Annotated in this window: 13 protein-coding genes and 1 pseudogene; 2 read left to right on the forward strand and 12 right to left on the reverse strand. The window is 25.9% G+C overall.

Annotation, left to right across the window (positions count from 1 at the left end; all coding sequences use genetic code 11):
• Window positions 1–5: 5 nt before the first annotated feature.
• Complete coding sequence (locus ACQRD5_RS07810; protein ID WP_320901928.1) at window positions 6–2,105, reverse strand: Z1 domain-containing protein; 2,100 nt, start codon at window positions 2,103–2,105, stop codon at window positions 6–8.
• Window positions 2,106–2,612: 507 nt separating this feature from the next.
• Here ACQRD5_RS07810 and ACQRD5_RS07815 point away from each other — a divergent pair.
• Window positions 2,613–3,173: a helix-turn-helix transcriptional regulator gene (locus ACQRD5_RS07815; RefSeq protein ID WP_320901926.1), complete on the forward strand. Its 561-nt coding sequence runs from the start codon at window positions 2,613–2,615 to the stop codon at window positions 3,171–3,173.
• 292 nt (window positions 3,174–3,465) lie between these two features.
• Here ACQRD5_RS07815 and ACQRD5_RS07820 read toward each other — a convergent pair whose 3' ends face one another.
• The 10 genes and pseudogenes from ACQRD5_RS07820 to ACQRD5_RS07865 form a co-directional block, all read right to left on the reverse strand.
• The gene (locus ACQRD5_RS07820) at window positions 3,466–3,987 is read right to left on the reverse strand and encodes an HAD family hydrolase (protein WP_320901924.1); all 522 of its coding nucleotides are present in this window, start codon (window positions 3,985–3,987) and stop codon (window positions 3,466–3,468) included.
• A complete protein-coding gene (locus ACQRD5_RS07825) occupies window positions 3,984–4,928 on the reverse strand; it encodes a DNA-processing protein DprA (protein WP_320901922.1) in 945 nt (314 codons plus the stop codon). The genes ACQRD5_RS07820 and ACQRD5_RS07825 overlap by 4 nt, the downstream gene beginning before the upstream one ends.
• Window positions 4,928–5,557, reverse strand: coding sequence for a hypothetical protein (locus ACQRD5_RS07830; RefSeq protein WP_320901920.1), 630 nt, complete (start codon window positions 5,555–5,557; stop codon window positions 4,928–4,930). The genes ACQRD5_RS07825 and ACQRD5_RS07830 overlap by 1 nt, the downstream gene beginning before the upstream one ends.
• 242 nt (window positions 5,558–5,799) lie before the next feature.
• A pseudogene (locus ACQRD5_RS07835) lies at window positions 5,800–6,018 on the reverse strand (pyridoxal-phosphate dependent enzyme); the annotation flags it as partial.
• Between the two features lie 58 nt (window positions 6,019–6,076).
• Window positions 6,077–6,451 carry a hypothetical protein gene (locus ACQRD5_RS07840; RefSeq protein ID WP_320899800.1) on the reverse strand — a complete coding sequence of 125 codons (375 nt, stop codon included), beginning with the start codon at window positions 6,449–6,451 and terminating at the stop codon, window positions 6,077–6,079.
• Window position 6,452: 1 nt separating this feature from the next.
• Window positions 6,453–7,373, reverse strand: coding sequence for a ParA family protein (locus ACQRD5_RS07845; RefSeq protein ID WP_320899798.1), 921 nt, complete (start codon window positions 7,371–7,373; stop codon window positions 6,453–6,455).
• 165 nt (window positions 7,374–7,538) lie between these two features.
• Window positions 7,539–7,853 (reverse strand): nucleotide pyrophosphohydrolase, encoded by a 315-nt coding sequence (locus ACQRD5_RS07850; RefSeq protein WP_320899796.1) that lies wholly within the window; start codon window positions 7,851–7,853, stop codon window positions 7,539–7,541.
• 91 nt (window positions 7,854–7,944) lie between these two features.
• Window positions 7,945–8,490 carry a hypothetical protein gene (locus ACQRD5_RS07855; RefSeq protein ID WP_320899794.1) on the reverse strand — a complete coding sequence of 182 codons (546 nt, stop codon included), beginning with the start codon at window positions 8,488–8,490 and terminating at the stop codon, window positions 7,945–7,947.
• A 43-nt stretch (window positions 8,491–8,533) separates the two neighbouring features.
• Window positions 8,534–9,682 carry a flagellin lysine-N-methylase gene (fliB, locus tag ACQRD5_RS07860; RefSeq protein WP_427746670.1) on the reverse strand — a complete coding sequence of 383 codons (1,149 nt, stop codon included), beginning with the start codon at window positions 9,680–9,682 and terminating at the stop codon, window positions 8,534–8,536.
• Between the two features lie 47 nt (window positions 9,683–9,729).
• Window positions 9,730–10,494, reverse strand: coding sequence for an EFR1 family ferrodoxin (locus ACQRD5_RS07865; RefSeq protein WP_320902026.1), 765 nt, complete (start codon window positions 10,492–10,494; stop codon window positions 9,730–9,732).
• A gap of 227 nt (window positions 10,495–10,721) precedes the next feature.
• Between ACQRD5_RS07865 and guaC the strand changes: the two genes are divergently transcribed.
• A complete protein-coding gene (gene guaC, locus ACQRD5_RS07870; protein ID WP_291631430.1) occupies window positions 10,722–11,705 on the forward strand; it encodes a GMP reductase in 984 nt (327 codons plus the stop codon).
• Between the two features lie 82 nt (window positions 11,706–11,787).
• On the opposite strand, the gene ACQRD5_RS07875 is transcribed toward guaC, so the two are convergent.
• Complete coding sequence (locus ACQRD5_RS07875; protein ID WP_291631429.1) at window positions 11,788–12,210, reverse strand: YkvA family protein; 423 nt, start codon at window positions 12,208–12,210, stop codon at window positions 11,788–11,790.
• Window positions 12,211–12,359 lie beyond the last annotated feature (149 nt).

Consider the following 12,359-nt stretch of genomic DNA (forward strand, 5'->3'; position numbering starts at 1 on the left):
CCTCTCTACTTCATATATTCAGCTGCATATACTGTAGGATTTATTTCTTTAGGTGTTACTAAAATTGGCCACCAAAATGGAGTTCCACTCCATCCATTTTCTTTCTTACCTGTATTTTTTACTAATATTATAGCTGGATCTTTTATAGCTAATTTTTTTGCTGGTCTACCATCTGTAATACCATTATCCGGAGCATTCATTATTCTTCCTGCAATAGGTGTTTCCTTCTTAGCTTCTTTTCCTTCTCTTACAACTAAATGCACATCTCCATGAGATAGATAATTAATTAGAGATACCATAGCTTCTCTATTAACAGTATAATTATTATCTAAATCAATTGTATCATATATTAAATTTACTATTTCACATGCTACTCCCTTACTTACAGTAAATTCAGATTGCTTTTTATGTTGAGGATTTTCTCTTAAAATAATCTTATCTATTTTATTAACTATTGATGAAATTTTACTTTTGCTCTTCGGAGTAAATCCTATTGGTAACATTCTTTTATGTTCTTTCAATATTTGAGTTTTACTTACCATTATTTTATTCGGTGAACATGGTATAATCTTACCCATTTCATCACGTCTAATAAATATAACTCCATCACTATTTCTTCTTTCTTCAAAATCTTTTCTTAACGCTGAATCGAATTCATTTATCTTGGCCATTTGATTATATAACTTTTCAGTAGTATATAATCTCGTTACAGCTAAATCTTTTGGCTTCCTATATCCGAACATTCTTGCATGCTGAAGTACTGTATCTTGTTGCATTTTTTGTGGTCTCCTACCATAAACAAATCCTATAAGATTTGCTATAGTTATACCTCTATCAAGTATCTGCCCGCCCACAAAAATATTAAGTGGAGTTCTTAACTCCAATTGACCTCTTTCATCAAGCATATCTTTCACTTCATTCTCTGAATTTACCACTGAAATATTTATTCTTTCAGTTATTGCAATGTGTACTTCTCTAATTAAAGTATCTATGTCAACAGTATTGAACTTATATGCCTTAATACTTTCATTTAACTCTTCATAAGATTCTATTATTAGCTTATCTAATGTTTCTTTATCGTTCTCTATTAATTCTTGAAGCTTTTCAACAAGCCTAAAAATAATATCAGCTTGTCTTGTATGAGAGCTTGTTGCTATCTCTGTATGAATAATTAAGCTATACCTATTTCCTTCATCAAATTCATCTCCCCCATTTTGAATTAATCTTATCGTTCCACCTACAATAAAATTAATAATAGCCTTTCTAATTCCACTAACTTTTTTATCAGTTAATATATTTTCATCCTTAAATACTCTTCCATCACTCTTTTTCAATATTTCAAATTCTTTTTCTGCTATTTCATAATATAAATATTTCGCTAAAGGATTTTCATCATGATTAAAATAATAATCTCCACCTATATATCCATCCCCTGATGGCACTAAAACAGTATGAGCAGGCTTTATAGGGCAAATATCTTCCCCTAACTGAAAAGTTTCAGGTTGTAAATATAAAGAATATGGTGTTGCTGTTACTTGAATAAATCTACATTCATCTAATGTTCCTCTTATTTCATTAATATCAGCTGCTATTCTTCTAATATCAAAAACTTCATTTTTCTTTTCAAAACCAACACTTGCAAAATCAGCCTCATCATCAATTATCATGCATTTTTTATTACTTTTTAAAGGATAATCTTCAATAAAATTTTTAAATCTTATAAGATTATTCTTCTCTTTTTTCACTATAATAATCATTTTTTGCTTTAATTCAAATGGCTGAAGATTTGTAGGTAAAGACATAATATCATATATTCTTACTCTTTCTCCTTTAAACTCATATTTCATTCTTGCTAATGTTTGTTGTGATAATGCATTAGTTCCTTTAGTTAGGACAATTGCTAAATCATATCCATTATCAAAACCTAAGGCAATTGTTCCTATAAATGTTTTTGTCTTACCACTTTGAATTTTTCCTAACATCATTAAAGGTTCTTTTTTTAACCCTTCAAGTACTTCTATACTTTCCTCAATACATCTTTTTTGTTCCTCAGTATATTCACCCGCATCTAATCTTTTCTTATAAAATTGTCCTTCTAAATTCATATCCCCCCCATTTATTTTGTACTAATAAACAAATAACTTATAGGTATATATTACCATTTTAAATTTCCCTTGTCAATATTTTTTTGTACTAGATTATAAATAATATATGTCTATTGGTATAAAAAGGACTTCTAATTTAATAGAAATCCTTATATATATTCTGATTACACATTATATTCACTTTAATTTTCTTTTGATTTATTAATTTTTATTCTCTAAATATCTCATGTTTACTCTTAGATATTATCTTAGTAGTATAACTTTATAATATACTTCACCCTTATATATTTTCTCATTATTAATATATAATATTTTTAATTAACTTCTATATATTCTTATCTTTTAAAAACAAGTCTCTTAATAATAATTATACACTTATAGATAACTATATATTTTTATATTATTAATTATGTTTGTTAATAATCTAAATTTCTATAGACAAATTTGTCTATAGAATATCTTTATTATATATCTGTATAATATTTTTGAAGGAGAGTGCTCAAAGATATGAAAGAAATAGGTAATAGATTGAAAAAACTTAGAAATGAAAAAAACTTATCACAAGATGAATTAGCAACAAATATTGGATGCTCTAGCCAAGCAATATATAGGTATGAGAATAATCGTAGTCTAATCAATACTACAACTCTAATAGATTTAGCATTATATTTTAATGTAACTACCGATTATTTGCTAGGTCTAAGTAACAGTAAAAATACTGTTGATTCTGAAGATAATAAATCTTATTTGTACAATATAATATTAGGTTCAAAATGCAACTCACCTCTTGTAGATAAATCTTACTATTGGATATCTAAAGATTCAGATACCATAGGTGGACAAACTTCTTGGGCAGGCTTTACTGCTGATGGAAAGGAAATAAGAAAACTTCGCGAAGTTATTCCTGATAAGTCTATTAAACTATGTTCTTCAGTTTATGGTAGACCTATGGTAATAAATACAAAAGAAGAAGCTATTGCTTTTAGTATTATAGGTGGTCATGCAATAATTGAATCGTCTATATGCAAAGAACATTTACCTGAATTTCTTGAACCTTTTACAGTTTAATTTAAACATATTAGTTAATATTTCTATACAATTGAACGAAGATATATAAATATGCTTAAATTCCCAAAATATTTTATATTAATTTTTTACCAAAATAGGATAGGCTTTTAAAGCCTATCCTATAAATATTTTAAAATAATTTATATTATCTATATATAGAATTTCCTATTATCTAATAAAATTAACTACCATAATTTTTTTATAATAGAAGTAACACTATAACAAATATTGTAACTAGATATCTTATTTCACTTAAACTTATTATATTTTTTATTTACTGCATTTAATAATATTATACTTTAATAACATTTAATTGTAATTGCTTTAATTCTCTAATTAATCTTAAATTATCTTCATAAATAATTAATTGCTCTAGCTTACAATCATGCAATTCACAAATTTTCTCAATATCATTCTTCAAATTTATTTTACTACTAAAAACTATATACTTAAATAACCTGGTAATATTATAATATTTCAAAATTGATCTTACTCTAGTCTCATCTGCACTCGTCCATAATATACAATCATTTTTATTTAGAGATTTAAGTATTCCTATTAATAAATCATTTAACTTTGTCATTTGTATATTATTAATAAAATACTCTTTTTTTAGATCTGCTATTCTATTTTTTTGAACATTACTAATATTAGGGTATTTTTCAAACACAATCTCCCTTGTAACTCTTTTATAATTATCTATAGGAGGTAAACCCATATATTTTAATGCATAATTATATGACTCATTATTTAATAAATCTGTATATATAAGAGTGTTATCTAAATCAAATACATATTTTTTATTCATCATCATAAAAGTTTTAACTGTTGATTTTTACAGAAATTATCTAAAATCAAATTATTATTCTTTAAAGACTTAATATTAATTATCGAACTAGCCTGTAAAATTTTCACATCACATGTTCCCTTATTCAAAAGTAAATCCTTATTTAAAGAAAACTTTTTATTGTTCTCATCTGTTTTACTATTATAAATAACATATCTGTCTATTTCATATTTTTTAGCAGCCTCCATTGCATGTCGTGACCCACTATCTCCTTCCCCTTTTCTATAACTAGCTATTAATATAATTGCTTTAGAAAACATAGCTTGCAATCTATCTCTTTCGATAAATCTATTAACTGCTTCAAATCTACTTTTCGGTTCTTTGTAGTATTCAGAAATTAATAATCCACCCTTTTTTACTATATCTTCTGCAAGTTTTTTATTTTCTGCAGGATATATTTTACTTATTGGTGATGGTAAAATTGCTATTGTTTTCCCGTTCATTTCTAAGCAAGATTTATGTGCAATTGAATCACATCCAGCTGCTAATCCACTTACTATAATCAAATCATTTTCTGTAAGTTTATTAACTACATCTAATTCTCTTTTTGCTATTTTTTCATCAGGATCGGTTAAACCTATTACTGCAACATTTTTATTCAGATCATTTAGTAATTTTATATTTCCCTTATAAAACAATAGATATGGCTTATCTCCATTATTTTTAACTTTTTTATTAATTACTGGAAATTGTTTATCATATACTGAAATTATACCTTCTTCAGTATCATCTGAATCTGTTAATTTAAGTTTTATTTTTTCTAAAATCTCTAAGAAATCGCTTCTTTTTGATATTTCTTTTTCAAACTTATCTACAGTATCAAATTCCTTCCAGAATTGTGCATTGCTCTTTATAATTCCATACTCTTTTGCTGCAAGTACTTTTATTGCTATATCTGTATATTTCATTAAATCCTCCTTGTATATCCAATTGAATAATAAATAACATTTCTTGCTCCATTATCAAATAATGCTTGTATACAATCCTCATCTATATTAACATTTTTTGTATATATATCATCAATAAGTATAATATCCATTGCTTCTATTCTACTTTTTTCAATGCTACAAGTATCAATAGTTATTCCCTTATAAGGTTCCTTGCCATCATTTTCAATTATTCCGTCTCTCGAAGCCTTAGATAAATGAGTTGTATAAGTATTTTTTATTCTGATAATGTAATTTGTACCATCAATTACTCCATTTATTTTGTTAGCTGCAATACTGACAGCATTCTTAAAATACAGTTGTTTATCATAATATGAATTTAATACTTTTGCTCTAGGAACACAAATACATACACATTTATATAAATTATTTTCTTGAATTATGCAGGGTATATCTTGCATTAAAATTCTTATAACCATATCCCTTGCGTTTATTAAATTAGTTATATTTTCGCTATTAAAAGTGTTTTTTAAAACGTTTATAAAATTAGGATTATCTTTTTGTTTGTACCCAGTATATACTTGATGAAAGTATCCTAGTGTATCTTTTTTTGTTAAAAAATAATTTTTTTTAATTATAAATCTCTCCATTTTTCTCCCTCGTATTTCTCAATAATATATTCTCCTAAACCCACTTTATAATATTTCAAAATTTGTAATATTATTCTAATTTATTATATCATCAAAATTAAATATCTTTAACAAAAATTTTTATTTATACTAATATATACAAATTTATTTTTTTACTAAAATCAAATAAAAGGCATATTAAAAATATACCTTTATTCTAATATTCATTTTAAACATTCTTTTTTTTCTTAATTCCAACTTAGTTAGTATATATTTTTACTAAAATACCTATCCCCTCTATCAAGTAAAATAGTGATTATATTACCTCTGTCTATTTTCTCTGCTAATTTTATTGCTGCTAAAGCTGCTCCAGATGAGCTTCCTACTAGAAGTCCTTCCTTTAGTGCTATTAGCTTTACCATATCGTATGCTCCTTTATCTGAAACCTTTATAACATCATCTACTAATTCCATATACATTGTATTTGCAAGTAGGATACTTAGTATCCCACTAATACCCCCGGGCATAATATCTTATAATTTAATATTGTAATATATCTATTTTCATCTTAGTTCCAATTGTTCCTTCTACAATTCTATCTATAATTTCACTTTTCTTATTTCTACTCTTAATGTATACATTCCCTTGCTTAGCTATTTTCTTTAAATCTATTACGTTAAATTTATTTAAATATTCTAATGCCTCATCTTTATTTGAATATGAATATATCTTATTTATTACTTCTTCTACCTTTTCTTCTGTGTTATTTATCTTCTTTCCTTTTAGCTTTTTTTCTTTATCTATTAAAGTTATTTTCTTTTCTCCTTTAATTAATGAATTTATATCTTCGTCTTTAAGTCTTAATATAAAATCAAAAGCTAACTTATTTACTAAAAGTATCTCCTTCTTATTCATATCATTTTACCTCTCTTAAAAACTCATTTTTAAACTCTTCAAAATCAATATCTATACAAGATTTCTTTTTATTAATGCTATTTAAAACAAAAGGAATTGAAATGCTATTATCTATTTCATTATCGTTGCTTCTAATACTACTATTGAAGGCTTTAACTCCTTTAATTTTCTTAACCTCTTGTAGATACTGATAATGCAAACTCTTAGGTTTACCATTTATTATCTTAACCATAGTTGGTAGCAATCCTAAATTTTTAACATCCATTTTATTAAAATCTCTAAGATCAAACTCATCTATTCCTTTTGAAACTTCATCTCTTAACTTTTCAATATGCTCATATAGTGTAGGTGCACCTACTGTAGATAGATAATCTAACTTTGTTGGTATCAAATAATAATCTGAAGCATAAATTGCATTTTGTGTTATTAGATCAAAACTTGGTTGACAATCTAATAATACAAAATCATACTCCCCATCAATAGTCATTATTTCATTCTTTAATCTTGATATGCAATTTAATCGATTCCTCGTAAGATTTCTTCTCCAAGGACCTTTTATAGTACGAGCTAAATCTATCTGTATCTCATATAAATCAGTACTAGATGGAAGTAATCCTATAGCTTGTCCTCCATTTTTTACAATAATATTATTAGCCTTTAAATCTTTAGTAATATAATTCTTTATGGTATCTTTATTATTATTATTAATTAATGTATTAAAGAAAGTTTTTATGGTTTTATCTTTTTTATAAGCTTTTTTCCAAACCTCAACATCTATATAAGAAAATGTTAAACTAGCTTGTGGATCTAAATCTACTAATAGCACTTTATATCCTTCTAAAGCTAATAAAGCACCTAAATTAGATACAACCGTACTCTTACCCACTCCTCCTTTGTAATTTACAATAGAAATAACTTTCAAAATAAATTCCCCTTTTACATACTTACTTTCTATATATACTATTGTAATTTTTAATTAATCCATAAACTATTTGAATAACTCATTTTAAATTTACTTAAAAAACAAACTAGCAACTATTTTAAACTAGTTGCTAGCTTATCTTTTATTATAATCTCATATCATCTTTTAAAGTTCTGTGTACTTTTTACTTGTTCCCTTAGCTTTTTCCACTGGGTATTTCTTTTCATTCTTATCCATTTTATTATTAATTATATCTTCTATATTAACACCTAGAGAATCCACCATATGTAAGCAGTAAACCATAACATCTGCCAGTTCATCACATACCTCTTCTTTATCATAATTATCATCCCAAAGGAAATGCTCTAACAATTCCCCTGACTCAATGCTTATTGCCTTAGCTAAATTAGCTGGTGTATGAAATTGGTCCCATTCTCTATCTTCTCTAAATTTTCTTATCCTACTTTTTAATGCTTCCATTATATGTTCTCCCTTATGCCCTTGTATTTCTTTGTAACCTCAACTCATTATGTAACCATTACTAGATTTTTCGAATATTTATATATATTTTTTATACTATAATATGGCTCCATGCTATTCCTGCTTTTATTTTTCTTACTTGCGAATCGCTTATATTGAAAATTTCTCCTATTTCTACGGATGTCATTCCAGTATGTATAGCTAAATATTTTATTTCTTTAGCTTCTTCTTCAGTTAGTTTTACCCTATTATGCTTCTCACCTTTTTTACATTCAGATAGATGCTTTTTATGTTCTTCACTAAAGCCCATTACATTTCTTTGATAATTTAAAGTTGGTTTGAGTTTTTCTATATATTCCTTTGATTTTTCTCTTAAATTCATTTTTTCTCCAACTTCTAATATATCTATATTTATACCCGCATCTCCTATGGCATCATATGCATTTTGTAACTTTTTATTAGCACCTTTTCTATTTTCAAGTTGAATTAATATTGTTGTAAAAGCACCTACTATTGAATTACCATATGTTATAAATGAATCATTTCCTAGATTAATTTTAATTATTCCACTTGAATTAAGTAAATCTATATTCTTATAATCATCTAAATTATTTATATATTCTTTATAACTTCTCATTCCATCCCTCTTATCCTTATATAGTATATTAAAATTATTTCTATTAGATTAAAAATAAAGAAGAAATATAATGAAAATCTAATATCTCATCTTCAAAGATATCTAATAAGAATTCTAGTACTGCTTCAGAATTATTACCTATAATTCTTGAAAAAATTACAATATAGTCTTTTAGATCTTCAATGCTAATTTCTTTATTTTCATTAATACAGTAATTTAATAATACAGCATGTCTTATAAATAAATACTCCAGTATAATTATTTCCAAGGAAATAATCATCTCTTCTAAATCATCACTAACACAGCTACTTAAAACCTTTGATACAATGCAGTTTTCCATTAAAGGATCATATTCTTTAAATAAATCCTTAACTTCTCTCCAAGACTTAAAAATACTTTCTATATTGTTTTCTTCTGCAAATTTATAAATATCTGTTAAAGCCTCCTTAAAAAGAGCAACACTTCTGTAATTTTCTATTATATCTATAAATAATGAATTTATTTCTTTTAAAGATTTTACCTTATCTTTATTATTATATTCTCTAAATTCATTTAATTTTTCTTTTATATATTTTTTAGATTTATAATTCTCTAAAAGCTCTATTAAGTCTTCATAATCTAAATCATCACTATTAAGAATATTAAAAAGTATATTGTAAGAAAGAATAAGCTTATTTTCTAAAGTTATATCTTCCTTTTGAAGTATATTAACTAAAGCTTCTCTTATTTGTAATGAACCTAAATCTTCAATATAAGATAAAGCTTCATTAGACTCTATATAAATCTTTTCCTTCATTTTGCTAATTATATTAACCACTTCAGGACATGAGCATGATAAAGTCATCTCTTTTACATCTTCAAAATTATTTTCTATTCTAGGAAAGCTTTTACAAGTTGAAGATAAATATTCTTCACCATGATTTATAACTATATTGCATAAGCCTTCTTCACTTAATAAAGGACATACTCCCTTTGTTTCTTTTTTTATTAAGTAACTATTTTCTCCATTACTTTTTATAAATCTTACATTATCTAAAAGATAATTCAGTTCACTCTTTTCTTTCCACTTGTTGTAGGTGTTAGTATCTACATTTATATCCCAGCCCTTACAACAGGTGAATTTGCATTTATCTGCTATACACTTAAATTTATCATATTCTTTTATCTTTAAAATATTATCTATTTTCTTCATATAATAACTCCAACTTTCTCTTTAGTTTTAGTATAGTTCCTTTAGCTTTAGTCATTAGATACTAGCTCTTTAACTTCAATAAATGGATTTCTATATCTATTTTTCTTTAAAGTTGAATTACCAATATTTATAGCTTCCTTAGGACATATATTTATACATGCCATACAGTCTGTACAATTTCCTAACCATGTTGGCTTATTATTTATCATTTTAATATTATCTACCGGGCAAATTATTTTACACATTTCACAGACTATACATTTATCATTAACATTAAATCCTTTATCTTTATTCTTGAATAAGTTTTTCCATCCATTATATATTAATTTCTTACTAGCCTTATAATCCACAGTCTTTATTTCTTGATTTTTAATACTGTTAATAAAATTATCTATTATACCTTCATTTAACTTTATAGCTTTAAGCGCTCTTTCCTTTGTTGGATTTTTCCCTGCCCTTGTATAATTTGAAATATATTTTACACATAAGTAATTACTAAGACTACCCTTATCCCCTAAGACTTCATTAATGTGAGGAAAACTTATTTTAGCTTTTCCCCCTCCAGTAACTCCTACTGCAAAAATATATGATTTTTCCTTTATATGTAATTTAGATATAAAATCTTCTACTACTATAGGTAATGAGCCACAATGTATTGGATATACAAAGCCTATTAGATTATCTTCTACATTAAAATCCTCTTCTTTTAAAGCCTTTGGTATAGAGATTAACTCACAATTTTCTACTGATTCTTTGATTTTTTTAGCTACATATAATGAATTCCCTGTGGATGTAAAATAATAAATTCTCATTTTGCCTCTCCCTTTATCTATTTACTATAATTTTAATTTTAAATGAAATATATAAATTTGCAATTAAGTTATATATAAAAGGTAATACATATTATTCTTTTCTTTCGGATAATCAAGAAAAAACACTTCATATCTTTTGACATATCCATTAAATATATGTATAATATAGCTTGTTTACGAACTATAAATTTATATTTATAAAAATAATTCGTATAAAAGAGGTAAAAATGGATAAAGTATTTGATTATGAAGATATACAATTAATACCAGGAAAATGTATAGTAAACAGTCGTTCTGAATGTGATACATCTATAACTTTTGGAGGGAGAACCTTCAAGTTACCTGTAGTTCCTGCAAATATGCAAACTATTATAGATGAAAAAATTGCAACTTATCTAGCTGAAAATGGATACTTTTATATAATGCACCGTTTCAAGCCAGAGCAAAGAATAGCTTTTATTAAAGATATGAAAGAGAGAAACTTATATTCTTCTATAAGTGTTGGAGTTAAAGAGGAAGAATATGCCTTTATTGAAGAATTAAAAGCAGAAAATCTTTCTCCTGAATATATAACAATTGATATTGCACATGGACATTCTAATGCAGTTATTAATATGATTAAGCACATTAAAAAGCATTTACCAGAAAGTTTTGTTATTGCAGGAAATGTTGGAACACCTGAAGCAGTAAAGGAGCTTGAAACTGCTGGTGCAGATGCTACAAAGGTAGGAATTGGTCCTGGAAAAGTATGTATCACTAAAATTAAGACAGGCTTTGGTACAGGTGGTTGGCAATTAGCTGCTCTTCGTTGGTGTGCAAGAGCTGCAACTAAACCAATTATTGCAGATGGAGGTATTCGTACTCATGGAGATATAGCTAAATCAATTAGATTTGGTGCTTCTATGGTTATGATAGGTTCACTATTTGCTGGACATGAAGAATCCCCTGGGGAAACTATTGAAAAAGACGGAAAGATTTATAAGGAATACTTTGGTTCTGCTTCTGAATTCCAAAAGGGTGAAAGAAGAAATGTTGAAGGTAAGAAAATGTTTGTAGACTATAAAGGTTCTTTAAAAGATACCTTAATTGAAATGCAACAAGACCTTCAATCATCTATTTCTTATGCAGGTGGTAAAAAGTTAGAGGCAATAAGAACTGTTGATTATGTAGTTGTTAAAAATTCAATTTTTAATGGTGATAAAGTATATTAAAATTACTTAGTCAAAAAAATCTACTGCTAATTTAAATATTAACAGTAGATTTTTTTTATATTACATTTAATATTATTATAATTTAATTTTTATTATAATTTATCTTATTATCAACTTTTTCAAATTCATCATTTCCTATATTACCAAATAATTGTTTTGTCTTCTTTTTAGCCTTTTCTTTAGTTTCATCTGTTAGATATATTGCAACAACTCCTAATGCAAGCATTATTGTAGCTAAATCATCACTATAACCTGCTACTGGTACTGCATCTAAAATTAAATCTAATGGTGTTATAAAATATCCTAAGGCTCCTACTATAGTTACCTTAGCTTTAGCTGGAACATTGGGATCCTTTAAAGAATAAAACAATAGTAATACTGCATATACAACTGATGCTCCTGCCTTAGAAAAATTCTTTTTTATCTTGTCCACTAATTTCTTTTCTGTATATTCTTCTTTATATTTATCTTCAACTAGCATTTCTTCATATGCTTTATTATTCATACTAATTCCTCTTTTCTTTTTAGTATCTACAATACATAATAAAAAATGTATTTATTTTACTCATATCATTCCTTAATATATATTGCAAGATTATTAAGAGTTTTAAGTTTTCTTAAGATATTAAGATTAGTTTTTATAATTATATCCAT

Origin of the sequence: Clostridium sp. SGI.024 (genome assembly GCF_050315195.1) — a bacterium.
Taxonomy (GTDB): Bacteria; Bacillota; Clostridia; order Clostridiales; family Clostridiaceae; genus Clostridium.